General features: G+C 50.2%; 19 protein-coding genes. 9 read left to right on the plus strand and 10 right to left on the minus strand.

Features of this window, described 5'->3' with window-relative positions; translation table 11 throughout:
* Positions 1-6: 6 nt before the first annotated feature.
* From nspC to KOI40_RS09280, 6 genes are all read right to left on the minus strand, one after another.
* Entirely contained in the window at positions 7-1,173 is a 1,167-nt protein-coding gene (nspC, locus tag KOI40_RS09255) for a carboxynorspermidine decarboxylase (protein WP_216097221.1), read from the minus strand.
* A 25-nt stretch (positions 1,174-1,198) separates the two neighbouring features.
* A complete protein-coding gene (locus tag KOI40_RS09260; protein WP_216097222.1) occupies positions 1,199-2,395 on the minus strand; it encodes a saccharopine dehydrogenase family protein in 1,197 nt (398 codons plus the stop codon).
* Between the two features lie 50 nt (positions 2,396-2,445).
* Positions 2,446-4,359, minus strand: a complete 1,914-nt coding sequence (gene speA, locus KOI40_RS09265; protein WP_216097223.1) for a biosynthetic arginine decarboxylase — start codon at positions 4,357-4,359, stop codon at positions 2,446-2,448.
* A 452-nt stretch (positions 4,360-4,811) separates the two neighbouring features.
* Entirely contained in the window at positions 4,812-7,436 is a 2,625-nt protein-coding gene (gene acnB / locus KOI40_RS09270; RefSeq protein ID WP_216097224.1) for a bifunctional aconitate hydratase 2/2-methylisocitrate dehydratase, read from the minus strand.
* A gap of 277 nt (positions 7,437-7,713) precedes the next feature.
* A complete protein-coding gene (locus KOI40_RS09275) occupies positions 7,714-10,512 on the minus strand; it encodes a bifunctional aconitate hydratase 2/2-methylisocitrate dehydratase (protein ID WP_216097225.1) in 2,799 nt (932 codons plus the stop codon).
* A gap of 509 nt (positions 10,513-11,021) precedes the next feature.
* Complete coding sequence (locus KOI40_RS09280) at positions 11,022-11,243, minus strand: hypothetical protein (protein ID WP_216097226.1); 222 nt, start codon at positions 11,241-11,243, stop codon at positions 11,022-11,024.
* 203 nt (positions 11,244-11,446) lie between these two features.
* Between KOI40_RS09280 and KOI40_RS09285 the strand changes: the two genes are divergently transcribed.
* The 8 genes from KOI40_RS09285 to KOI40_RS09320 all read left to right on the plus strand — a co-directional run bounded on the left by KOI40_RS09285 (position 11,447) and on the right by KOI40_RS09320 (position 20,404).
* Positions 11,447-11,890, plus strand: a complete 444-nt coding sequence (locus tag KOI40_RS09285; RefSeq protein ID WP_216097227.1) for a DUF1289 domain-containing protein — start codon at positions 11,447-11,449, stop codon at positions 11,888-11,890.
* Positions 11,891-11,943: 53 nt separating this feature from the next.
* Positions 11,944-12,579, plus strand: a complete 636-nt coding sequence (locus tag KOI40_RS09290) for a MiaE family protein (protein WP_216097228.1) — start codon at positions 11,944-11,946, stop codon at positions 12,577-12,579.
* The gene (locus KOI40_RS18875; RefSeq protein WP_216097229.1) at positions 12,580-13,611 is read left to right on the plus strand and encodes a 2Fe-2S iron-sulfur cluster-binding protein; all 1,032 of its coding nucleotides are present in this window, start codon (positions 12,580-12,582) and stop codon (positions 13,609-13,611) included. It abuts the gene before it with no gap.
* A gap of 226 nt (positions 13,612-13,837) precedes the next feature.
* On the plus strand, positions 13,838-14,815 hold the full coding sequence (locus KOI40_RS09300) for a hypothetical protein (protein ID WP_216097230.1): 978 nt from the start codon (positions 13,838-13,840) through the stop codon (positions 14,813-14,815).
* A gap of 194 nt (positions 14,816-15,009) precedes the next feature.
* Positions 15,010-15,462 carry a MarR family winged helix-turn-helix transcriptional regulator gene (locus KOI40_RS09305; protein ID WP_216097231.1) on the plus strand — a complete coding sequence of 151 codons (453 nt, stop codon included), beginning with the start codon at positions 15,010-15,012 and terminating at the stop codon, positions 15,460-15,462.
* An 85-nt stretch (positions 15,463-15,547) separates the two neighbouring features.
* The gene (locus KOI40_RS09310) at positions 15,548-16,546 is read left to right on the plus strand and encodes an HlyD family secretion protein (protein ID WP_216097232.1); all 999 of its coding nucleotides are present in this window, start codon (positions 15,548-15,550) and stop codon (positions 16,544-16,546) included.
* Entirely contained in the window at positions 16,521-18,086 is a 1,566-nt protein-coding gene (locus KOI40_RS09315; protein ID WP_216097233.1) for a DHA2 family efflux MFS transporter permease subunit, read from the plus strand. The genes KOI40_RS09310 and KOI40_RS09315 overlap by 26 nt, the downstream gene beginning before the upstream one ends.
* A 230-nt stretch (positions 18,087-18,316) precedes the next feature.
* Positions 18,317-20,404, plus strand: a complete 2,088-nt coding sequence (locus KOI40_RS09320; RefSeq protein WP_216097234.1) for a BCCT family transporter — start codon at positions 18,317-18,319, stop codon at positions 20,402-20,404.
* A gap of 75 nt (positions 20,405-20,479) precedes the next feature.
* Here KOI40_RS09320 and KOI40_RS09325 read toward each other — a convergent pair whose 3' ends face one another.
* The 4 genes from KOI40_RS09325 to KOI40_RS09340 all read right to left on the minus strand — a co-directional run bounded on the left by KOI40_RS09325 (position 20,480) and on the right by KOI40_RS09340 (position 23,767).
* Positions 20,480-21,280, minus strand: a complete 801-nt coding sequence (locus KOI40_RS09325) for a DUF2182 domain-containing protein (protein WP_216097235.1) — start codon at positions 21,278-21,280, stop codon at positions 20,480-20,482.
* Positions 21,280-21,912 (minus strand): DUF1326 domain-containing protein, encoded by a 633-nt coding sequence (locus KOI40_RS09330; protein WP_216097236.1) that lies wholly within the window; start codon positions 21,910-21,912, stop codon positions 21,280-21,282. The genes KOI40_RS09325 and KOI40_RS09330 overlap by 1 nt, the downstream gene beginning before the upstream one ends.
* 226 nt (positions 21,913-22,138) lie before the next feature.
* The gene (locus tag KOI40_RS09335; protein WP_216097237.1) at positions 22,139-22,567 is read right to left on the minus strand and encodes an acyl-CoA thioesterase; all 429 of its coding nucleotides are present in this window, start codon (positions 22,565-22,567) and stop codon (positions 22,139-22,141) included.
* 45 nt (positions 22,568-22,612) lie between these two features.
* Positions 22,613-23,767, minus strand: a complete 1,155-nt coding sequence (locus tag KOI40_RS09340; RefSeq protein WP_216097238.1) for an iron-containing alcohol dehydrogenase — start codon at positions 23,765-23,767, stop codon at positions 22,613-22,615.
* 193 nt (positions 23,768-23,960) lie between these two features.
* On the opposite strand from KOI40_RS09340, the gene KOI40_RS09345 reads away from it, so the two are divergent.
* Complete coding sequence (locus KOI40_RS09345; protein ID WP_216097239.1) at positions 23,961-24,869, plus strand: LysR family transcriptional regulator; 909 nt, start codon at positions 23,961-23,963, stop codon at positions 24,867-24,869.
* The last annotated feature ends 56 nt before the right edge of the window (positions 24,870-24,925 follow it).

A 24,925-nucleotide genomic window follows, 5' to 3' on the forward strand; every position in this document is an offset into this window, starting at 1 on the left:
AACGGGTTACGACAAACGTTGTTTGAAGTCTTCGTAGCCAAACTGTTTAACGATTTTCAGATCATCCGTCTCTGAATTCCACAGAGCTATCGAGGGTAGACCAATACCATTGAAGGTGCTGGTTTTCACCATCGTGTAGTGGGACATATCATCAAACATTAGCCGTTGCCCTGTCTGCAAGGGATGATCAAAGCTGTAGTCTCCCATCACATCACCCGCGAGGCAGGTTTGACCGCCCAGGCGGTAACTGTAGGCTTTCTCATCCTGTTGGCCGGAACCAAAGATCTCGGCACGATAGGGCATCTCGAGAGTATCCGGCATATGGCAGGTCGCAGAAGTGTCCAGGATAGCCAGGGGTTGCTGGTAATCGAGCACATCCAGCACTTCACTCACCAAAACACCAGTCTGGATGGCAATGGCCTCTCCAGGTTCGATGTATACCTGTAGTCCATAGGTCTCCTGAAAGCGTTTAATACGCTCAATCAGTTTGTCGACTTGGTAGCCTTCGGCCGTAATGTGATGGCCACCGCCAAAGTTAATCCACTTCAATTGCGGAAAGTATTCCGCAAACTGGGCTTCCACTGCATCCAGGGTTCGGGACAGGGGGGCAAATCCCTGTTCACAGAGGGTGTGAAAGTGTAAGCCACTGATCCCTTCCAGGGATTGGCCTGCAAATGCCGATTTAGGGATGCCCAGACGAGAACCCGGAGCGCAAGGGTCGTATATCGGTGTTGCACCTTCCGAATGCATGGGATTAACCCTTAAACCAAACTCCAGTTGTGGCCTTTGTTCTTTGGCAGCTTTGATCAATGGCTGGAAACGTTGCCACTGATTAAAAGAGTTAAACACCACATGATCGGAGAGTTCCAGGATTTCTGGAAGATCCTTTTCGGTAAAGGCCGCGCTGAAGGTATGGACCTCACCCTTAAATTCTTCACGGCCCAGTTTTGCCTCATGCAACCCGCTGGCGCAGGTGCCGCTGAGGTACTGGCCAATGGTCGGTGCGAGGCTGAACATGGAAAAAGCTTTCAGGGCCAAGAGTACCCTGGCCCCTGACTCGCGCTGAACCCGGTTCAGAATTTCGAGATTTTTCCGCACGGCAACCTCGTCCACCACAAAACAGGGGGAGGGAACACGAGTTGGGTCAAACGAGTAAAAGCTTTTACTTTTCATGTTGTTAGACTATTTACCTTATCAATTAAATTAGATTGAAGTCAGGTTCTTCAATCACTTGCCATGGCAAGCCATAGGCATTCATAGCTTCCATAAACGGATCTGGATCCAGTTGCTCCATGTTCCAGACACCGGCTTTCATCCATTTGCCTTCGACCATCATCTTGGCACCAATCATTGCCGGTACACCGGTGGTGTAGGAGATGGCCTGCGACTGGACTTCTTTATAACAGTCCTGGTGGTCCTTGACGTTGTACACGTAAACGCTCTTTTCCTTGCCGTCTTTGACGCCTTTTACCACACAGCCAATGCAGGTTTTTCCTACGGTACGAGGGCCCAGAGTTGACGGGTCTGGCAGCAGTGCCTTCAAAAACTGGATGGGCACGATCTCGACACCGTTAAAATTGACTGGCTCGATACCGGTCATGCCGACATTGCCCAGCACCTCCAGGTGCTTGAGGTAGCTGTCACCAAAACTCATCCAGAATTGAGCCTTTTTGAGGCTCGGGAAGTGCTTGGTCAGTGACTCCAGCTCTTCATGGTACATGCGATAAATATTATAGGTTCCCACCTCGTCCGGACAGCTGAATGACTGCTTGAGAGACATGGCCGGCGTTTCTACAAACTCTCCATTCTCCCAGTGGCGGCACTCTGCAGTCACTTCCCGAATATTGATTTCCGGATTGAAGTTGGTCGCGAACGGGTAACCGTGGTCACCACCGTTTACGTCAATGATATCCAGAGTGTGGATTTCATCGAAGTAATGTTTTGCGGCATAGGCAGTAAACATATTGGTTGCGCCAGGGTCGAATCCGGAACCCAATAATGCCATCAGGCCTGCCTGCTCAAATTTCTCTTGATAGGCCCACTGCCAGTGGTATTCGAACTTGGCAGTATCCAGTGGCTCGTAGTTGGCCGTGTCCATATAGTGCACACCCGCTTCCAGACAGGCATCCATAATGGTCAGATCCTGATAGGGCAGCGCGACGTTGATAACCATGAAGGGTTTTTCACGCTCGAACAGCGCCACCAGCTCAGGCACATTATCAGCGTCAACCTGAGCAGTTCTGATGGGCGTTTTTATCTGGTCGGCAATCTTCTTGCACTTTTCTTCGTTGCGACTGGCCAGAACGATCTCGGTAAAGACCTCTGGCAGTTGTGCACATTTGTGGGTAACAACCTGTCCGACACCGCCGGCGCCGATGATAATAACTTTTGCCATGTTATGAGTCCTCAGTGACTGACGTTTTCCCATCAGTAATTTCTTAAGTGTCAGTTGTTTTCTTTTTCGTAGTAGGTGTAACCATTCAGACTGGCGTTAAAAGTCTGAATGATGTGTTGTCTTTCTCTTGCTGTGATGCGTCCTTCACGTACGGCATTTTCAGCAGTGTTGCGGTAACGAAGCTGTAATTCTTTCGGTTCGTATTCCACATAGTCCAGTACGTCTGCGATTGTGTCCCCATGGATCTCCTTGACGAAGTCATAACTGCCATCACGGTTGATCCGTACACTCACCACATTGGTATCTCCAAACAGGTTGTGCAAGTCGCCCAGAGTTTCCTGGTAAGCACCTACCAAAAACACACCTAAATAATATTCTTCATTGGCATTCAGTTGATGCAGTGCCAGTGTTTTGTTGAAACCCTGTTGTGGGTTAATAAATCGATCAATCTTGCCGTCACAGTCACAGGTAATGTCTGCCAGTACAGCTTGCCTTGTTGGTTCTTCATCCAACCGGTGGATGGGCATGATCGGGAATAACTGATCAATTGCCCAGATATCCGGCAATGACTGAAACAGGCTGAAATTACCGTAGTAAATATCGGCCAGAGACAATTTAAGACCTTCCAGTTCTGTCGGCACCTGTTCCATATCGTCAATCATGCCGGCAATGCGGTGAATAATTGCCAGAAACAAATTGTCAGCAGTAGCCCGGCTGCGAAGATCGATTTGTCCTCGTTTGAACAGCTCACGCACTTCGTTTCGGTAATAGTGCGCGTCGTTAAAGGATTCCTGTTCACGGCCCGGTTTTAATTCCGCCAGCGTATAGCGCAGGTCTTCCAGTTGTGTTGGCTCCTCTGCTTTGGCCTCTGTGATTTCAGAGGGTTCAAAGTGATTCACGTCCAAAATGTTAAACAACAGTACAGACGAGTAAGCCACCGTGGCACGACCGGACTCGGTAACGATAGTCGGATGGGGAATATCGCTCAGATCCAGGGTGTTTTTAATGGTCTCAACGATGTCGAGACAATACTCTTTCAGACTGTAGTTACGACTTTGTTCGTCATTGCCACGGCTACCAGTGTAGTCAACAGCCAGACCACCACCCAGGTCGATGTGTGACAGGGCGGCGCCTTCATTCACAAGGTCAGTGTAGTAGCGACAGGCTTCTACGATGCCATTGCGTATGTCACGGATGTTAGGAATCTGTGATCCCAGGTGACAGTGCAGCAACTGCAGGCAATCCAGCATGCCTTCCTGCTTCAGTGTGTCGACCACATGGATCACCTGATTGGTGGTCAGGCCAAACACACTGCGGTCACCACTGGTTGAGTTCCAGTGTCCACTGACTTGTGTGGTCATTTTTACCCGCACGCCAATTGACGGAGTCACACCAAGGGCGCGGCTGCGTTCAATTAAAATTGGCAGCTCAGTGGGTGTTTCAATAACAAAGAAACACTTAAAGCCCAGTTTGATGGCGTTCAGCCCCAGATCGAAAAACTCCTGATCCTTGTAGCCATTGCAGATAATCAGGCTGCCGGGTTCTGTGAGAGTTGCCAGTGCGGCAATCATTTCCGGTTTGCTGCCAACTTCGAAGCCATGCTGGTAACGAGCGCCAAAGGCTGCAATTTCTTCAACAACCTGAGCTTGCTGGTTCACCTTGATCGGGTACACACCGCGATAGACACCTTGATACTCGCAACTTTCAATGGCTGAGCGAAACGCTTCATTCAGACGAAACAATTGTGCGTCCAGAATATTTTCAATTCGCAGGACCACAGGCATTTGCAGGTCTCGTTCAGCCATACCCTTAACGATGTCCATCAATGCCACTTCGGCATTGAGCGTACGAGCAGTTACCTGACCCTTATCGTCCAGGCCAAAATAGTCGTTACTCCAGCGATCTACGCCATAGAGCTGGTTGGAATCTTCGGTGGTCCATTCCTGGTTGGGTCGCTGAGTCAATCGGATTCTCCTGAAGCAGCTGGCTGTGGTTGGCTTAAGCGCCAATATTTTTGGCCGAATGGGCGCGTTATTTCAGGGCGACCAGTCAAGCGGCGCGCATTCTGAAGTAAAAAAAATAACCCTGCCAGAAAAATTTCATGCTTTGGGCGCCTGAAATTGCAGTGGATTTTTTTGTTGTGTTTTTCGGTTCAAGCGGGCACTTTTTGATTTTTTATAACTGACTGATATCTATAGAAAAATCGGCTTTTTTTTGAGTGTTTTTTCGGCTTATTTTGAGGCTTTATTCAGTTAATTTTTTTTCAATTTTTTTTGCTATTTCGGATGAAAGTAGCGATGAATTGAGCGTTTGCCGACATGAGGGGCAATCAAGGTGGAGAGTGCAGGGGCGCTAGGTGAGCCTTGGGGCTTACAAAACCCCGCAGGAGCGGGGTTTTGCTGGCAGTTGTTGAGTGTTACACCGCAACATCTTCTATCTGCAAGGCGGCAATTTTCTTGCCTTCGTCGTGCTTGGCCTGGAACTCGGCGATTTGGTCGAAGTTCAGGTAGCGGTAGATTTCGCTGGACATGGAATTAAGATCTTTCGCGTACTCCATGTATTCCGCTGGCGTGGGCAGTTTGCCGAGAATGGCACCAACCGCAGCCAGCTCTGCCGAGGTCAGGTACACATTGGCACCATCACCCAGACGGTTGGGGAAGTTACGGGTAGAAGTAGACAGAACGGTACTGTTCGGAGCTACACGTGCCTGATTGCCCATGCACAGGGAACAGCCTGGCATTTCCATGCGAGCACCAGAGCGGCCGAAGATGTTGTAATAGCCTTCTTCCATCAGTACGTGTTCGTCCATTTTGGTGGGAGGAGACAACCACAGACGGGTAGTGATACCGCCTTTGTGCTGATCCAGCAGTTTACCGGCAGCGCGGAAGTGACCGATGTTGGTCATGCAGGAGCCGATGAACACTTCGTCGACCTTGTCGCCAGCCACTTCAGACAGGAGTTTGGCATCGTCCGGGTCGTTCGGACAGCAGACAACGGGCTCTTTAACTTCGGCCAGATCGATTTCGATAACCGCAGCGTATTCCGCGTCGGCATCGCCTTCCATGAGGCTTGGGTTTTCCAGCCATTCTTCCATCTTCTGGGCGCGACGCTCCAGCGTACGAGGATCACCATAGCCGTCGGCGATCATGGAGCGAAGCAGGGTGATGTTGGAGCGCAGGTACTCGGCTACCGAGGTCTCGGACAGCTTGATGGTGCAACCTGCTGCAGAGCGCTCTGCAGAGGCGTCAGACAGCTCAAATGCCTGTTCGGCGGTGAGATGCTCCAGACCTTCAATTTCCAGAATGCGGCCGGAGAAGATGTTCTTTTTACCTTTCTTCTCGACGGTTAAAAGACCTTGTTGAATGGCATAGTAAGGAATCGCGTGTACCAGGTCGCGCAAGGTGATACCTGGCTCCATCGTGCCTTTAAAGCGCACCAGTACAGATTCAGGCATATCCAGTGGCATAACACCGGTAGCGGCGGCGAAAGCCACCAGGCCAGAACCTGCCGGGAAAGAGATGCCCATTGGGAAGCGGGTGTGGGAGTCGCCACCGGTACCGACAGTGTCAGGCAGCAGCATGCGGTTCAACCAGGAGTGAATAATTCCGTCGCCAGGGCGCAGGGAAACTCCGCCGCGGGTCATGATGAAGTCTGGCAGGGTGTGCTGGGTGTCGATATCCACAGGCTTGGGGTAGGCCGCCGTGTGACAGAAAGACTGCATGGTCAGGTCAGCAGAGAAGCCCAGACACGCCAGGTCTTTCAGTTCGTCACGGGTCATGGGCCCGGTGGTGTCCTGAGAGCCCACGGTGGTCATCTTGGGCTCGCAGTAGGTGCCGGGGCGGATACCCTGACCTTCGGGTAGACCGCAGGCACGGCCAACCATTTTTTGTGCCAGGGTAAAGCCTTTGCCGGAATCGGCTGGGGCTTCCGGTACACGGAACAGGTCGCTGGCAGGCAGTCCCAGAGACTCACGCGCCTTGGTGGTCAGGCCACGGCCGATGATCAGGTTGATACGGCCACCAGCCTGAACTTCGTCCAGCAGGACGTCAGACTTCAGTTCGAATTCAGACAGGACGGAGCCGTCTTCAGCCAGAATCTTGCCTTCGTATGGTCGGATTTCAATCACGTCACCCATGTTCAGCTCATCAACGGGGGCTTCGAAAACCAGAGCGCCAGCATCTTCCATGGTGTTGTAAAAGATAGGGGCGACCTTGCCGCCGATACAGACCCCGCCGCTGCGCTTGTTCGGCACGCCAGGGATGTCTTCACCAAAGAACCACAGTACAGAGTTGGTAGCGGACTTGCGGGAAGAGCCGGTACCCACAACGTCACCAACAAACGCGACAGGCAGGCCTTTGGCCTTGATGTCGTCGATTTGTTTCATGGGGCCGGTAACGCCGTGCTCTTCAGGAGTCAGCCCTTCACGAGTCATTTTGAAGGCGGCACGTGCATGCAGCGGGATGTCCGGGCGGCTCCAGGCATCTGGAGCAGGGGACAAGTCATCGGTATTGATTTCGCCGGTGACTTTAAAGACGGACATTTTGATGCTTTCAGCCACCTTGTCACGCTTGGTGAACCACTCGCCGTCGGCCCAGGACTGCATAACCGCTTTGGCGTTCTCGTTGCCGGCTTTGGCTTTCTCTTCCACATCGTGGAAAGCGTCAAACATCAACAGAGTGTGTTTCAGTTCTTCGGCTGCAAGGGCGCCCAAATCGGCATCCTCCAGAGCGGCAACCAGAGTCTCAATGTTGTAACCACCGTGCATGTTGCCCAGCAATTTGATGGCCGAAACTTTATCGATCAGTGGAGAAGAGGCTTCGCCATTGACAATAGCAGACAGGAATCCGGCTTTTACATAAGCAGCTTCGTCGACACCGGGGGGAACACGATCGGTCAGAAGCTCCAGGATGGCGTCTTCTTCACCAGCTGGCGGACTTTTCAGCAGTTCCACCAGACCTGCAACTTGTTCGGCATTCAGTGGTTTGGGCGGCACACCTTCGGCCGCACGCTCTTCGACGTGTTTACGGTAAGCTTCTAGCACGGCGGTATCCTCTATGTTGTGTGACGACACACATACCTGCCGCCACTTGATGAGTTGTGGTCAGGTAAATATAGCAGCTAGTGAAATAATCGAGGGGTGCCTGAGGGCTCTGGCTTCCTCAGATTCATCGAAGTGACCGGATATAAGCAGGGCTAGGACTACATTACGGGGGCAAGACGAAAAAAGCCCCGCAGACTTGGTCTGCAGGGCTTTTTGTTAAGTGCAGTTTCAGCACAAGCCAATTAGCGAATGCCAATCAGCTTAAAGCCAGCTGAACTTAGCCAACAATTCTCACTGGCTCGGCTTCTACGGCCAGGTCAGCAGATGGTGGCGCGAAGTCAGTCAGGTTAATACCTTCAACGGCTTCTTTGTACTCCTCGATAGTAGGCGTACGACCCAGGATGGTAGACAGAACCACCAGAGGGGTGGAGCCCAGCAGGGATTCACCTTTCTTTTCGTCGGTGTCAGCTACTACGCGGCCCTGGAACAGGCGGGTAGAGGTTGCCAGTACAGTATCGCCAGGTTCAGCTTTTTCCTGGTTACCCATACACAGGTTACAGCCTGGGCGTTCCAGATACAGGATGTTCTCGTATTTGGTACGAGCAGCGCCTTTAGGGGCGTTGTCGTCAAATTCGAATCCAGCGTACTTCTGCAGCAGAGCCCAGTCGCCTTCGGCTTTCAGCTCGTCGACGATGTTGTAGGTTGGTGGTGCAACAACCAGTGGCGCTTTAAAGGTGATGTCACCTTTCTTCTCCAGGTTACGCAGCATCTGAGCGATGATTTGCATGTCGCCTTTGTGAACCATACAAGAACCGACGAAGCCCAGGTCAACTTTCTTGTTGCCGCCATAGTAGGAAACAGGGCGAATAGTATCGTGGGTGTAGCGTCTGGAAGCGTCCTCGTTGTTGACGTCCGGGTCAGCGATCATTGGCTCGTCGATTTGATCCAGATCCACAACAACTTCTGCGTAGTACTTGGCATTGTTGTCCGGAGCCAGAGCAGGGGTTTCACCAGACTTGATTTCAGCGATACGCTTGTCAGCCAGGTCGATCAGGCGCTGCAACATGTTGTCGCGGTTTTCCATGCCCTTGTCGATCATGATCTGGATGCGGGACTTGGCCAGCTCCAGAGACTTGATCATGGTTTCATTGTCAGAAATACAGATAGAGGCTTTAGCCTTCATTTCTGCAGTCCAGTCAGTGAAGGTAAAGGCCTGGTCAGCCATCAGAGTACCGATTTGTACTTCGATAACACGACCCTGGAACACGTTCTCGCCCTTGAACTGCTTCAGCATCTGAGCCTGAGTCGCGTGTACAACATCACGGAAATCCATGTGTGGCTGCATGTGACCCTTGAAGGTAACCTTAACAGACTCAGGAATTGGCATGGCAGACTCACCAGTGGCCAGTGCAACGGCTACAGTACCGGAGTCGGCACCGAAGGCAACGCCTTTGGACATACGGGTGTGGGAGTCGCCGCCGATGATGATGGCGCGATCGTCAACAGTGATGTCGTTCAGAACTTTGTGAATTACGTCGGTCATGGCCGGGTAGACACCCTTTGGATCACGGGCAGTGATCAGGCCGAAGTTGTTCATGAAGGACATCAATTTGGGGATGTTGGCCTTGGCTTTGGCATCCCAAACAGAGGCAGTGTGACAGCCAGACTGGTAGGCACCGTCAACGCTAGGAGAGATAACAGAAGCGGCCATCGCTTCCAGTTCCTGAGCAGTCATAGGACCGGTAGTATCCTGGGAGCCTACGATGTTTACTTTAACGCGAACGTTGGAGCCAGCGTGCAGTGGGGTCTTGGAGTTAACACCTACGGCATTACGGTTAAAGATTTTCTCAACAGCGGTCAGACCCTGACCTTCGTGAGAAATTTCTTTTGAAGGTGCGTAAACCTGTGGTGCTTCAATACCCAGTGCGTCGGCAGCAAATGTTTGCAACTTCTTACCGAAGGTCACTGCGTAGGAGCCGCCTGCTTTCATGAATTCCATTTTTTGAGGAGTGAAAGCGCTGGAAATATCAACCAGTTCTTTGTCGCCGTTGTACAGCTTCTTGGCTTTGGTATCGATGGTCAGAACGGTACCGGTGGCTACAGAGTAGGCTTCTTCCAGTACTGGATCGCCGTTTTCGTCGGTCACAGTGTTGCCGTCAGCGTCTACTTTCTTAACCCAGTTTTTCAGGTCCAGACCAATACCGCCGGTTACATCAACTGTGGTCAGGAAGATAGGAGCAATACCGTTGGTACCCGCTACTACTGGCGCAATGTTGATGAAAGGAACGTATGGGCTGGCTTGCTTGCCGGCCCACAGGGCGACGTTGTTCACACCGGACATACGGGAAGAACCTACGCCCATGGTGCCTTTTTCGGCAATCAGCATGACTTTGGCGTTTGGATGCTTCTTCTGCAGGGCAACGATTTCTTGCTGAGCTTCCGGGGTGATCATGCACTGGCCGTGCAGTTCACGGTCGGCACGGGAGTGAGCCTGGTTACCAGGAGACAGCAGGTCAGTAGAGATATCACCTTCGGCGGCGATATAGGTAACCACTTCAATTTTTTCTTCAACTTCTGGCAGCTTGGTGAAGAACTCGGCCTTCGCGTAGCTTTCCAGAATCTCTTTGGCGATAGCATTGCCTTCTTTATAGGCAGCTTCGAGGCGATCATAGTCGGCTTCGTACAGGAATACCTGAGTTTTCAGAACTTCAGCAGCCTGTTTGGCAACAGCTTCATCAGCAGAAAGGGCCAGGTCCAGCAGAACCTCGATAGAAGGGCCACCTTTCATGTGCGAGAGCAGTTCGAAAGCGAATTCAGGGGTGATTTCTGCGACAGCAGCTTCGCCGAGAATGATTTCTTTCAGGAACTTGGCTTTTACGCCTGCAGCAGGGGTTGTGCCGGGGAGGGTGTTATAGATGAAGAACTTCAGAGAATCTTCACGGTGCTCATTACCAGTATCTTTGATTTGGGCAATGATTTCTGACAGCAGTTCAGCGCTGTCGATTGGCTTAGGGTTCAACCCCAGATCCTTTTTACGGGTGGCGATTTCATCCAAGTATTCTGAATATAAGCTCATTCAAACCTCCTGAAGGCTGCTGGCACGGTTGATGCCTCTAATATGTCGTTGTTTACTCACGGGGCCAGGATCTCTGGACCATGAGGCTATCGATGACCCACATCGATGGTTAAGGGGGTGTTTGTTGCTACATCGCTAGTTACTACGTAGCTTGCTTTTATCGATTGCTGCTACCATCAGCTGACAATCCGGTGGGGATATTGGCCGATCGTTAGGTAGTTTGACTACAAAATCCACCCTTAACGGGGCGCGAATTGTACACGAAACCCTTGCTTTAGTTAAGATCTCTTGGAAATCAGCTACTTATAATCATTATAAGTGGGACGAATAATGACCTGTGTGCCAGTGCTAGAAATCAACACGATCTATCTGGGTTGGCTGTTTAGGCGTTCTGGTAAGGGGTCGGTTCTACTCACAATTTACTAAGAATACAGGCCTTTTATGGCATCTGTGTGGCACTGCAAGACGAAAAACGGGTCAATTTCAGGCCGGTGTTAACCTTATTAAGTTCAACAGCCCCGAGTAATGACGAATTCATCTTCGGCAACCTGCTCCAGTTGGTAAAGCAACAGCGCCTTGAGCTCTTCCGGTGAGTGATGCTTGGCGAGTTGAGTGAGTAATTCGGTGAGAAGGGCACGGCTCATGGCTTCTGTGCTCATGCTTCTGTCATTATCCGCTTTAGATATTGCACTTTGAATGTGTTCCTGAGCGATCAAAAATTCACCGGCCATGATGGGTCCTCACGAGAAGCGGCTGATATCGTCTCTACGATGCCATATAATCCTACGATTCATCGTTGAGGCAGATCAAGCAGGGTGCATAACGGTTTGTGCCTGACTAAAAAATGATCTCTCTTGGGTGAGCTATGGCTTGGGTTGTGAGTGTCGAGTGGATCTTGCTCATGGCTGAATGGAAACGGGATAGATAGAAGCGCATGTTTAAACGGGTAAAAACACCGTGTGTGGGCGTATGCTCCACAGGAATAGGGGATCAGGTGTGTCGTGGCTGTAAACGCTATGCGCACGAAGTGGTCAATTGGAATGCTTACTCTAATGAACAGCGACTTCTGATTGCTGAACGCCTGGAAGGCTTTCTGGCCCAGGTGGTTGGCAACAAATTGCGAATTACCGATCAGGCTCAATTGCTGGCAGCGATCAAACATCAACAAGTACAGTTCAATGAAGATCTGGATCCCTACTGTTGGGTGTTCAGCCTTCTGAAAGCCGGGGCCAGTCAAATCCATGACCTGTCTGTCTACGGGCTTGCCTATCAGCCTGGTTGGCAGGGGGTGTCACTAGTTGATATCAAAACAGCTATCGATCAGGACTATTACACCTTGTCCTGTGCCCATTACGACCGATATTTCCCGGCGGCCTAGTCTTTCCTGAAGCGGTTTGACTTAAAGTAAATATTAAACGGATCCCGAATTTCATGAGTGCTGTTTCAATTTCCCCCATCCTGGATTTTCTGCGTTGTCGTACCCCGCAGGCGTGGATCGACCGCGCACTTGAGGATCTGGAAACCATTCTTCTGGATCATGCTGCCAATGAGTTGAAGGCTGCTCAATCAGCCATGACCATGATGGCAAAAAATCCCTCCAAGATTGATCTCCTGAATAAAATGAGCCGTCTGGCCCGTGAAGAATTAGTGCATTTCGAGCAGGCGCTGAAGATTCTGAAAAAACGCGGCATTACCTACCGTCCATTAAAGGCCAGCACTTACGCCTCCAAAATGTCCAGGCATATTCGCAAAGAGCAGCGGGAAAACTTTATCGATACATTGATAGTAGGCTCGATCATTGAAGCACGCTCCTGTGAGCGGTTTGATGCCCTGGCGCCGTATCTGGACGATGAGCTGAAAAAGTTTTACCTCTCGCTGCTAAAGTCCGAAGCCCGTCATTTCAAGGATTATCTGACTCTGGCGCAATCGTATTCCGAAGAAGACATCCAGCCGCGGGTGGATTTCTTTTTGGATGAAGAAGAAAAGGCCATCACTCGGCCAGACAAGCTGTTTCGTTTGCATTCTGGATTGCCGGTCGAGCCTGTTTATCCGAAGGTTGCCAGCTAAGTGACAAAAACCTCTCCGCTAGCTGTAGTTCATTTTCAGGATCAAACGGCCGAAATGCAGTGCGAAGAGTCTGTCCTGGAAACCCTCTTGCGTGTTGGACACAAGGTTCCCAACAGTTGCCGCGTGGGGTTGTGTCAGTCATGTTTGTTAAAGAGTGATGAATCTTTTCTCAAACAGGATCACCTCGTGCGTGAAAATGCCCAGCAGGGGCTGAGTGATCAACAGATCCAAAGTCATCACTTTTTATCCTGCTGTTGCTATCCGGAAGGGGAATTGTTCGCTGAAAAACCAGATCGCAACATGGATTGGCTGGTTGAGGTGACTGGCCATGAGCTGATATCTCCGACGGTGTTGGAATTGCGCATGAAAGCCGAGGGTCGCTGGCAGCCCGGGCAACATGTGCTGTTGTGGAAAGATGATCTGAATGCACGTTCTTATTCGATTGTGAGTCATCCCGATCGGGATGGTGAGTTGGTGTTGCACATTGCTCTTCATCAGCGTGGCGTTGTCAGTCGATGGTGTCATGCGGAGGTAAAAGTCGGTGATCGGCTGCGTCTGACTGAGCCTAGTGGGTATTGTGTCTATGATGTTCAGGATTCTGACAGGTCCCTTTTAATGGTGGCTGTGGGAACGGGATTGGCGCCTGTGTATGGTGTGCTGCAGGAAGCTCTGGCACAGGGGCACAGTGGCAATATAGATGTCTATCTGTGTGCCAGTCCGCACGCTGAGCCTTATCTCTGTGAACAGCTTTTGGGGCTGGCGGCGCATCACGGTCAATTGCAGGTAAATATTGTTCAGGCCGCCCCTGTTCAAGCCGCTACGCCTCCGAATCCTGCCTCTGAAGCTCAGACTTTGATGGATGCTGTAAAAAAGCATCACTCCTCATTAAGAGGCGCCAAAGTCTATTTGTGTGGCGAGGGGGCGATGATTAACGACTTTAAAAAACTCTGTTTTTTTGCTGGAGCAAGCCGCCATGACATTGTGGTGGAAGAGTTTGTGCTGGCAGCTCAAACAAACTATCCGTCCAGCTAATCTGCCAGGCGCTTCTGCAAACGGACTAACGTTCAGGTTTGTCGTTGAAATTGTTGATTTTGCCGATGACAGACAAATCCGATAAAAGTCCGAACCCATAAAACCAGTTCAACGGCTCCCGAAAACCCCAAGGTGCGACAAGGTAGAAAGGAGAGAGGCCGGAATTCGTCTATGATTGCATAACCGTGTGTCTCCGCGGCGTTGGTCATGTGCAAGGGTGTATTTGATGAGTTTCGGTAAGGCCGTGTTGTGTTGTTTGTTACTGGTTGTATCAGGTAGCGGTGTTTTGGTTGAAGCCTCGTCGACTCGCTATGAGCGTACACTTCTCGCGTTACAATCAGCTCCTGAGGAGTGGAGAGCAGATTTTGCGCTTATTGCACTGACGCAGCTTGCTGATGCCTACTACGCCGAGGCGGATCTCGCTCGATATTCTACAAATAGTTCTGCTGGTGAGCGCAAGTCCAGTAAAGAGGCCGAAAAGGAAGTTCAATGGTCCTGGTCTGTGGAGCGTTATGCGAATCAGCTTTATGGTTTTCAGATGAGTGTGGAAAGTGGAATTCCGGTATCTCTGGCGAAATCTCCCGTAACTGAGGCCGTATTGGATGTTGGTGGTCAGCAGGTGATGTTGTCTCATCCCAGACCTGAAAAGCAATCTGCCTACGAGTTGGCTGTATTGACCCAGTTCTGTCAATTGCGTGATTGTGCTGAGCTCACCGGAAGCACCGATTTTGCCACGGCTGTGACAGAAAAGGCTGACAAACAGGCTGCAGGCCCGTCCGGTAAAAATGTCGTTAAACCCAGCTGGATTTTTACTGCGGATGGGCCGGTGTGTTCTTACCAGGGGATTCACTTGAGCTTTCAGCCACGTGATAACCCTGGCGCAGTTCGCAGGCTTTGTGTGCAGTTGTTTGGTGAGATTAAAAATTTGCTTGAGGGTATTCAGGGGCAGCAACGTTACGGCGTTCGCGTTAGTTGGCCCGATATGACTGTGGTTTCCGAGTCGCCCGGCAGTGTTCAGCTGGTTCGGCTCAATGGTGCCGGGGATGTCTTGAGTGTTGATCTCAGTCTGATCTCAAGCAGTCCAGCATTGTTGAATCAACTGAAGCCCTGGATGGCGTTGAGACTGGAGGGTCAGGGGGCTTCGCTTGAGCTGTCCGCCCGTTTATTGGGTTGGCAGGGCGTCGCTCTGGAACAGTTCCGTTAGCTCGATATCTTTTCTGTTTTTAACTTCCTACCCCTTTAGCTGAACGCATCATTCTTTGGTAGTAGCCATCTAACCGTCGAAAATCATCGTTGGTGAAAGTATTCATTGGCAATAATATAACTATGCTTATAAAATGCCACATTATCATTTGTAGGCCTATAAATTAAGGCTATTGATCTTTCGGGTTTCATATTGTGAACGAAAACATTGCGGTACTAATGGCTGATGTATCACGCATGATGCGTAGGGCATTTGATGAGCGGGCACGCACAATAGGCGTGACACGTCCCCAATGGCAGGTCCTGTCGGTGTTAAAGCGTCATGAAGGGATTAATCAGGGGGGGCTGGCAGAACACCTGGATGTAGAGCCCATTACCTTATGCCGCATGGTCGATCGTCTACAAGAAGCCGATTTGATTGAACGACGAAAAGATCCCAATGATCGCCGGGTCTGGCGCTTGTTTCTGACAGAAAAAGCAAAAGAACTATCAGCCCAACTCAAACCACTTGGGCAACAAGTGCTCTCTGATTCAATGCAGGGGTTGTCTGAAGCGGACAGGGATGTGCTTTTTGAGTCATTGAGTTGTATTCGAAAAAACCTGGTGCGCCGCCATCAGGACAGGGGACTGGATACCACAGCCTCATAAGTTTGCTGAGTGAGCCGATAATCGCTTGGCCCCTTGTCATTGAAGGTGCTTTTAGCGCACCCAAAGTTGTTATGGAGTAATTAAGTTGTCTCGATCAATCCGCAGTCTGACGATGATGTTGGTTGTGCCGGCGCTGCTGATAGCCGGCGGCATAATGTATTACCTGACCACGCTTAACTACGTTTCAACGGACAACGCCTACATCAAACAGGATGTGCTTGCAGTAGGGGCTGAAGTCGGTGGACGTATTGTTGAAGTGGCGGTTAAAGAGAACCAGCACGTAGAAGCGGGGGACTTGCTGTTCCGTATCGACCCTGAGCCGTTTGAGTTGGCTGTGGCTGAGGCCGAGGCTTCTCTGGCGAATGCCAGGGCACAAGTGGAAGAGCTGGAAATTGCCTACAGCACCTCGAATGTCGATATTGAGAGTGCGCTGGAGGATATAGCCTATTTCGAAAAAGAGCTTCACCGTCAGCAAGAGCTCCGTAAAACACAGGTCAGCACCAAAGCTGCTGTACAGGCTGCTGAACACGATCTGTCTGTGGCGCGTTCACGCCTGGAGACAGCTCGAGCAGATGCTGCCAAGGCTAAAGCTGCTTTGTCGTCAGGAGGATCAAGGTCTGGAGAGAACCCAAGAGTTCTCGCCGCCAAAGTCATGCTGGACAAAGCTCGCCTTAATCTTTCCCGGACTGAAGTCCGTGCGTCTTCGGCAGGTATTGTGACTCAGACCAGCCGCTTGCAGGTTGGGCAGTTTCTGATGCAAGGCTTATCAGCGTTGAATATCGTGAAAGCTGACCGAAGCTGGGTAGAGGCCAATTTCAAAGAAACTGACCTTGAAAACATGCGTGTTGGGCAGTCTGTGAATATTGAATTGGATACTTATCCCGGTGTGTCATTTTCCGGCAAGGTTGAAAGTATTGGTGCGGGAACGGGCTCTGAATTTTCGATTTTGCCTGCCCAGAACAGTAACGGTAACTGGGTCAAAATCACGCAAAGGGTCCCGGTTCGAATTGCCATTGATGGAGACTCTGATCGGCCATTAATTACTGGATTGTCGGCGCATGTCCGAATCGATACCCGCAGCTGATTCCGCTCCGGAGTCGCGTCCAGACGCCTCTAAAGGTCTGGATAAGCCATCGCTGGAGACTTCTCATCCACGCTTGCTGATGTTTGCGGTGATGATGGTGTCGCTGATTCAGGTACTGGACATCACCATTGCCAATGTTGCGTTGCCACATATGCAGGCAAGTCTCGGAGCGACAACGGACAATATCAGCTGGGTGCTGACAAGTTTCATTATTGCCGGTGTTTTGGTGACGCCAGTGGTTGGCTGGTTGTCTGATCGGTTGGGCTCGCGTCGTCTGTTTTTGTGGGCTGTGGTGGGGTTTCTGGTTGCCTCAATGCTCTGTGGCGCCGCTACCTCTCTGACTCAAATGGTTATTTTTCGATCTTTGCAGGGTGTTTGTGCCGCAATGATTGGACCGATGTCCCAAACCATCCTTTTTGACACCTCCAAGCCCAGTAAACAGGCAGCGGCAATGTCCTTGTGGGGGATGGTGATCATGATTGGTCCGATCACCGGCCCGGTTTTGGGCGGCATTTTGACCGACACCTTAAGTTGGCGCTGGGTGTTTTATGTGAATCTGCCTATTGGTATCCCGACGCTTTTGCTGTTGATTTGGCTGTTGCCCAGTCGTCCTGTCTCTGAGAGAAAGCTGGATCGCTTCGGATTCCTGATTCTTGCTGTAGGTCTTGTTTCGTTGCAGTTATTGCTTGATCGTGGCAATCACAAGGATTGGTTCAGTTCCTGGGAAATCATTATTGAGTTGATTATCGCGCTTTCGGCGTTCTGGATATTTTATGTCCATACGAAAATGACGCGTAACCCCTTGTTTCCGAATGCATTGCTAAAAAATCCCAATTTCCTTGGGGCAATGGGATCGATGTTTATGTTGGGTGTGGCAAATATCGCCATTTCATCCATTTTGCCAACCATGTTTCAGTCGGTATACGGCTACACAGCCATTGATACCGGTATGTTAATGATGCCTCGTGGTCTTGGTGTTATGGCGACTATGATGGTTGCCGGGCACTTATCACAACGCATGGATGTGCGTTATATGGTCACTGGTGGTTACCTGTTGGCTGCCTTGGGGTTGGTGATGATGTCTCACTGGTCTTTGGATATGGGGAAAACCCCCATTCTGATCGCCGGATTTATCCAGGGCTTGGGACTTGGATTGATTTTCATGCCAATGAATGTTGCGGCATTCGCTACGGTTAACGAGAGGGATCGGCCGGATGGTTCCAGCCTGTTGAACCTGATGAGAAATCTGGGCGGCAGTTTTGGTATTTCCGCTATTTTTACCATGTTATCCCGCAGTCAGCAGTCAACTCATGCAGGGCTGTCAGAGCATGTCACAGCCGATGCACTGCTTGGATTTGATGCAGCTCAATTTGCTAACAGTCTCGGAGGTTATGGCACCGCTTTTCTCCAATTTTTGGATGCGGAAGTCAACAGGCAGGCGTTAATGATTTCCTATTTGAATAATTTCTACGCGATGTCGATATTGGTGGGAATCATCGCGTTTATCCCTCTGTTAATGAAGCCAATTCGGATTCGTTAATTCAGATACTGCAAAACGTACATCAATAGAAATAGTGTTTAAAGCTTTGTATGCGCGGCATACAAAGCAAAAAGTCTTCAGCGTCATTGTGTTGCTATGCTATCTGCACTTTTTTCCCACAAAGGGATGGTAAAAGATGCCTGTAACAACGCCATCCGGGTCAAATGTGCACCTTGAGATCTAAAATGCTAGGCTAGTAGGCAAATTGCTACCAGACCTGGGATGGATATATGTTAGAAAAAACCGCCAAGGCCGGTTCAACGGTGCTGATTCCCGTTTTTATTCCTGCCGTAGTGGTGATTGTATTGCTGGTTGTTGGAACGATCAGTAATCCAGAATTGGCCGGAAAAGCTTTTCAGCAAACTCTCAGTTACATCACAAATACGTTCGGCTGGTTTTACATGCTGTGCGTAGCCTTCTTTCTCATGTTTATTGTCGGTATTGCTTTCACCAAGTGGGGGCACATCAAGCTGGGCCCTGACCACGCCGATGCTCAATACAGTTTTCCCGCCTGGTTTGCGATGTTGTTTTCTGCAGGTTATGGCATCGCCTTATTGTTTTTTGGTGTGGCTGAGCCAGTGTTACATTACTCGTCACCACCGCATGGATCGCCAGAGACCGTCGATGCTGCGATGCAGGCAATGCAAATCGCTTTTTTTCATTGGGGTTTTCATATTTGGGCCATTTACGGCCTGGTAGGGCTGGTGCTTTCCTATTTTGCGTTCCGCCACGGTTTGCCTCTTTCCATTCGTTCGGCGCTTTATCCACTGATCGGCGATAGAATTTATGGTCCGATAGGGCATGCCGTAGATGTTTTTGCCATTCTGGGAACCATGTTTGGTATTGCGACAACGCTTGGTTTGTCGGTAACGCAGATCAATACAGGTCTTAATTATCTCTGGCCAGAGATACCTATCAGCAATGTTGTACAAATTGTAGCCATTGGACTGATAACCTGCCTGGCCATTTTTTCAGTTGTTGCGGGTATGGATAAAGGGATCAAAAATTTATCCATTTTGAACATGGTTTTGGCTGTTAGCTTAATGCTGTTTGTTTTCATCGTTGGCCCGAGTGTCCATATTTTGGAAACATTTCTGCAAAACACCGGCAGTTACCTAAATGATATCTTTGAGCGTACATTTAACCTTGAAGCCTATTCCCACGGAGACTGGATTGGTAACTGGACGTTGTTCATTTTCGGTTGGACGATTGCCTGGGCACCGTTTGTCGGGCTTTTTATCGCCAAAATCAGTCGTGGTCGCACTATTCGCGAATTCGTTGTAGGTGTGATGTTGGTGCCTTCGCTGTTTACTTTTTTATGGTTTTCCATATTTGGCGGCACCGCGCTTAACGAAATCATGAATGAGGGGTACGTATCGCTTATTGGTGAAGTGCAGAATAATCAAGCCATTGCGCTGTTTAAGCTTTATGAGATCTTGCCGTTAACGTCGATTCTGTCATTTTTCACAGTTTTATTGATTATTACCTTCTTTGTAACTTCGTCGGATTCAGGCTCTTTGGTTATTGATTCTCTGGCTTCTGGCGGTTCGTTGCATACTCCTGTATGGCAGCGGGTTTTCTGGGCCTCTGCAGAGGGGATTGTCGCTTCCACCTTGTTGTTGGCGGGTGGGTTAAGTGCCTTACAAACCATGACTATCGTCAGTGCCTTGCCTTTCAGTGTCATTATGGTGATTGCGGCTATCGGTATGTGGCGAGCTTTGATAATCGAAGGTCATCACCAAACCAGTTTGAAGACCGAAGTTCAGCATCGCACTTCTTCTGGCAATATGCTCGGAGTATGGCGCCGCCGTCTGCATGGTCTTGTCACTTTTCCGACTCGTACTGAAGTGCGAGAATTTATTGACACGACCATCAGCAAAGCCATGCATCGAGTTGAGCGTGAGCTGATTAAAGAGGGTTGGCAGGCCGCTGTTCACAACGATGATGAATTCAATCGTATCTATCTTGAAGTGGTAAAAGAAGAGCAGGTGGATTTTATTTATGAGATCCGGTTGCTGGAGCATGCTCTGCCTGACTATGCATACCCTGAGATGCCAAGAGAAAATCACCCCGAAAAATATTATTACCGTGCTGAAGTATTTTTGCGTCGTGGTGGTCAGTCATACGATATTTTCGGGCTGGAACAACAAGACATCATTAACGATATTCTTGATCAATTTGAAAAGCATCTACACTTTTTGCATATATCACCAGCCATTCTTCCCTGGAGGATGGAGAAGCACGACGATATGCTGGTATCACCTCCTGAGCCACCGCAAGATGAGCCTGGTGTGATGAAGAGAGTTGCCGAGCACTGAGTACGTTTGCCGGCCACTTGGCCAATCGCCTGGTGGTCATAGGCAGGGATGCTGCAACGCTGGCAGTTGGAAAGCTTAAAGTATAAGCCAGCATCCACTAGCGATAAGCAGGGCTGCTGAAGTGTTCAAAAGAACGTTTGATTGGTGAAGACTTTTTTCCAGCAATACCCAAATGGACAAGCCTATGATCCAGTAGAGATTCATGGCGCCGCCAACAAACAGCAACAGCATCAGAAACCAACAGCAGCCCAGACAATAAAGCCCGTGTCGGCATCCCATCTTCAGGGCTCCGTCTAGTCCGGTTTGCCAATAGTGGCTCAGAAAAACAGCGGGGGAGTGGCAGTGGCGGAGGCAGGCTTTTTTCAGTGGCGTAAGTTGGTATATGCCTGCCGAAACAAGCAAGACCCCTGAAATGTGAGGCTGGGTTATCCACATCATCATATGATGCACTGTGCCCGACCTCTCCAATATGAAATGGGTGCCAGCCGCGGCCAGACTGAATAACAGCCAGACCAGCAGATAGCCCAAGGTAAACAATCCCACGGATGCTGATGCTGACGCTTCTGGAAAGTGATGGCGGTAAAAGCGTCCGTATAGCAGGATCATGGGAGAGGCACTGGGCAGCATCATGGCTATCATCATAATCCACCACATGCTGACCATTACCAGGCTGTAGTGGAAACTCCAGTTACCGTTGCCGGAACTTTTGCCCATTGATGGCAAGGGGAATTGCCATTCACTCATTGCCAGCACGTTCATGCCAGTTCCTGCACCCTGCCATAAATACCACCAGGCAGAGACACAAAGGCAGGTCAGTGCAATAACTGTCAGCTTTTGTTCATGGGTGGCCAGACGCTCGAAAACTGTGATTGGCATTAATGTCGGATAACTCCCTGATTGTTTAAATGAATTTCATTGAATTGTCCGTAACTGTCTTTGAGCGATAAGGCAATCGGACCATCAACACGGCTGGTACCGCTTCCCATTTCGGCGACCAGATATTCAAACCCATTTTCCAGGTGTATTTGTGCTTTGTGCTCTTCACCGGTGACAGGATTAAGAATGGGCGTACCCTGAATGTCAATCTTGTCTCCCACGCGAATCTGGCTCTTACGTTCTTTGATATCTACATGGAACTCAATGGGCAGGAAAGCAGGTTCCATGACCTCTGCGAAAGTGGCGGAAAAAACACTCCAGATAGTTGCTCCTGGCTCAGTTTCAAGGCCGGACATGATTGTAAGCAAGGCCGCACGTTGAGCTTCATTGGTAGAGTCATCAATAATGATAAATACCTTGCCGCCACCCTCATGGATGGGACCAGGCCACCAGAGTGACGTGACGGCCCGGATATTACTTAAATCAACATCTCCAAAATGTCCCGAGTGGATTTCCATTGAGTGCACTGCTTCACAGTTGCCATGGGTGGGCAGGGCATTAAACTGGCAGGGACAGCCGTAATCACAGTTGCAATTCGTAAAAGAAGTCGCGTTAAGCTCCCAATTAATCATGGCAAAGATGCTCCTGTACTGAGTTGTTGTGGTTTTTATAATTACTCAGATTAGATGAGGAACTCTGTTTTGTTAAAGCCATAAAGGTGCTATTCGCAGACGCTTATAGGAGGAAAAGTTCTTTCATTGCTGTGTGTGATGTCGTTTTATTGGGATGTATATCTGATACAAAAAAGGCCGAAAGAGTAGCTCTTTCGGCCTTTTTTGTACGGATGCCAGTGCAGTTTTAAACTGCCAGCTTTTCCAGCGCTGCGCGGATTTTATCAGGAATCGGTGTCGGCCGTTGTGTGTCCCGCATGACAAAGACGTGAGTGAAAGTACCTGTGGCACTTGGTTTTTCTTCACCCGCCTTGAATATGCCAATCCCATATTCCACTGAGCTGTTACCCAGGCGGTTAACCCGAAGCGCGCCTTCCAGCTGATCAGGGTAGGCGATTGCACTGTGATAGTTGCATTGTGAATTCACCACAAAGCCGATGGTGTCGCCATTGTGAATATCCAGTCCGCCTTCTTCAATCAGGTAGGTGTTGGCTACGGTGTCGAAGTAGGAATAATAGGTGACATTATTAACGTGGCCGTACAGATCGTTGTCCATCCAGCGGGTTGTAATGGGTAAAAAGAAGCCGAAGTTGTCACGGCCCGATATGTCGCTCATGTGCAGTTCCTGTGTAGTTGGGTCAAGCCAGGTCGTTGGTGCTGATTAAAAGGCTGCTTGATAAATGGCCAGTGCATCACTTTCAGACACTTCACGGGGATTGTTGACCAGCAAGCGTTGTTGCAGCATGGCGTCTGAAGCCAGAGTTGTCAGTGACTCTTCGGAAACGCCAGCCTCTTTGAGGGTGGCGGGCAGACCCACTGTGTTGATCAGATCTTCCAGATAGCCAATCAATGCATCGGTTTTCTCGCCTTCCGAATCACATCCGTTGCTAGGTAGCAGTACGTCGCACAGTTCAGCATAAAGAGGGGTTGCAGCCGAGGCGTTAAAGCGCAGTACGTGAGGTAATACCAGTGAATTACTCAATCCATGAGGTATATGAAAGTGTCCGCCGAGCGGATAGGCCAGCGCGTGAACTGCAGCCACGGGAGCATTGGCAAAGGCTTGTCCTGCCATGCAGGCTCCGAGCAGCATATTCTGGCGGGCTTCCAGATTACTGCCGTCTTTTACCGCGGTAACAATGTTGTCACCCATCAGTCGCAGGGCTTCTTTGGCCAGCATGTCGGAATAGGGGTTCTTCTTATGGGCGCTGGTGAAGGCTTCAATGGCGTGAACCATGGCGTCAATACCGGTGGCAGCGGTGACGTGTGCTGGCAGGCCAAGGGTCAGTTCGGCATCCAGCAGCGCAACGTCGGGAAGCAAAACCGGAGAGACCACGCCGGCTTTGGTGGTTTCCCCGGTTGTGATGATGGCGACAGCGGTAACTTCGGAGCCGGTACCTGCGGTGGTTGGAATCAGTATCAGTGGCAGCCGGGTGCCCTTGACCTGATCAACGCCATAGATGTCACTTAGCTGCTCGTCGGAATTCGCCAGCAGAGCAATCAGTTTGGCGGTATCCATCGAGCTGCCACCACCAAAACCGATAACACCATCGGCATTGTGTTGTTTGGCGGCATCAAGAGCGGCGAGTACAATGGATTCCGGTGGATCGGCAATCACATCCGCATACACGGCGTGTTTCAGTGTGCTTGCTTCGATCACGGTTTCAAGCTTGCTTAACAGGCCTGCGCCCACAATGCCCTGGTCGGTTACGATCAGCGGGCGCTGAATGCCAAGGCTTTGGCAGTGGGCTGCCAGTGCCTGAAGGCTGCCAGCTTCGTTAATGAGTGTCTTGGTGGTAGTAAAGCTGAAACTGTTCATAGTGTTTTCTCAAATTATTCAGACCATAGTGTGCAATGGTGTGGTGAGAGCATCGCCTGATGCAGGCTGGCGACATTGTGCCAAGTGGCACAATATATTAAAAATTTATATTGCAAATACAGCTATCATTTGAGTGAATGGGGCTTTGATTATCCAGACTCTCGGTAGTGAGCGTTACAAGAGCTAAGGCCCCATGTCTCTACAATCGTTTGATCTCAATTTATTAAAGACCTTCGACAGTCTTATGGAAACTCGAAGCGTGTCACTGACGGCACAGCAGTTGTCGCTGACCCAGCCTGCTGTGAGCAACGCTCTTGCGCGGTTGCGACGCTTGCTGGATGACCCGCTGTTGGTGCGTACCAAGTATGGTATGGAACCCACAGAAAGAGCGCTTTCACTTAAAACTCCGGTCAAGGAGGGGTTGCGTCAGTTGGAAGGTGCGATTGCTCCGGCCAGTTCATTTGATCCTCAGGGCAGTAATCGGCGGTTTACCATTGCAGCGCCGGACTTTATCGCGGTGAAACTGTTGAGTCGACTCATGCCTCGCTGGAAAGGTATTGCCCCCGATGTCACTATCAGTGTTCGTCATCTGGGGCCCGACACCCCGGAAAAAGGACTGGAACAGGGGACAGTGGATCTGGCCATTGGTCGTTTTCTGGATGTCCCCTCGCGTTTTAATCGTCAATCCTTGCGTACCGAAAAGCTGGTGTGTCTGCTGGCATCTGATCAGGCTGAAAACAGGGCGTCTTTGTCGCTGGAGGAATTCCTTGCGCTTCAATTTGTCTGGGTGAGCAACACTGGGCGAAGAGGGATGGTAGATCACTGGCTGGATCGGCAAAATGCACAGCGTGATATCTCCGTGGTAGTCAGTACCTATACCTCGGGAGCCATGCTTGTGGCTGAGAGTCAGTACGGTATGGTCATTGCGGGCAGTTACGCTGAGTATTTCAGTGAACGGTTGCCCTTGTCAGCACTGCCGCTGGAATTCGATCCCGGACAGTTCAGTATTGATATGTTGTGGCATCCGTTTACGGAAGGCGATATGGCTTTGCGCTGGCTAAGACGTGAAATACTATGGGCGGCGAGTGCAGATAAAGACTAGAAATTACTTTAACTTGTCGTTTTTTATTGCTTTAAGAAACCTTTTTAATTGATTGA

It is taken from the genome of Pseudomaricurvus albidus (assembly GCF_018863235.1).
GTDB lineage: Bacteria > Pseudomonadota > Gammaproteobacteria > Pseudomonadales > Cellvibrionaceae > Pseudomaricurvus > Pseudomaricurvus albidus.

Excerpts from the sequence above, each read along its gene's own strand:
- KOI40_RS09325 (WP_216097235.1), bottom strand. The coding sequence starts at position 21,280 with ATGCCAATCACAGTTTTCGAGCGTCTGGCCACCCATGAACAAAAGCTG.
- KOI40_RS09345 (WP_216097239.1), top strand. The coding sequence starts at position 23,961 with ATGTCTCTACAATCGTTTGATCTCAATTTATTAAAGACCTTCGACAGT.
- KOI40_RS09290 (WP_216097228.1), top strand. The coding sequence starts at position 11,944 with ATGAGTGCTGTTTCAATTTCCCCCATCCTGGATTTTCTGCGTTGTCGT.
- KOI40_RS09300 (WP_216097230.1), top strand. The coding sequence starts at position 13,838 with ATGAGTTTCGGTAAGGCCGTGTTGTGTTGTTTGTTACTGGTTGTATCA.
- KOI40_RS09340 (WP_216097238.1), bottom strand. The coding sequence starts at position 23,767 with ATGAACAGTTTCAGCTTTACTACCACCAAGACACTCATTAACGAAGCT.
- KOI40_RS09330 (WP_216097236.1), bottom strand. The coding sequence starts at position 21,912 with ATGATTAATTGGGAGCTTAACGCGACTTCTTTTACGAATTGCAACTGT.
- KOI40_RS09320 (WP_216097234.1), top strand. The coding sequence starts at position 18,317 with ATGTTAGAAAAAACCGCCAAGGCCGGTTCAACGGTGCTGATTCCCGTT.
- KOI40_RS09335 (WP_216097237.1), bottom strand. The coding sequence starts at position 22,567 with ATGAGCGACATATCGGGCCGTGACAACTTCGGCTTCTTTTTACCCATT.
- KOI40_RS09260 (WP_216097222.1), bottom strand. The coding sequence starts at position 2,395 with ATGGCAAAAGTTATTATCATCGGCGCCGGCGGTGTCGGACAGGTTGTT.
- KOI40_RS09275 (WP_216097225.1), bottom strand. The coding sequence starts at position 10,512 with ATGAGCTTATATTCAGAATACTTGGATGAAATCGCCACCCGTAAAAAG.
- nspC (WP_216097221.1), bottom strand. The coding sequence starts at position 1,173 with ATGAAAAGTAAAAGCTTTTACTCGTTTGACCCAACTCGTGTTCCCTCC.
- KOI40_RS09315 (WP_216097233.1), top strand. The coding sequence starts at position 16,521 with ATGTCCGAATCGATACCCGCAGCTGATTCCGCTCCGGAGTCGCGTCCA.
- KOI40_RS09285 (WP_216097227.1), top strand. The coding sequence starts at position 11,447 with ATGTTTAAACGGGTAAAAACACCGTGTGTGGGCGTATGCTCCACAGGA.
- KOI40_RS09280 (WP_216097226.1), bottom strand. The coding sequence starts at position 11,243 with ATGGCCGGTGAATTTTTGATCGCTCAGGAACACATTCAAAGTGCAATA.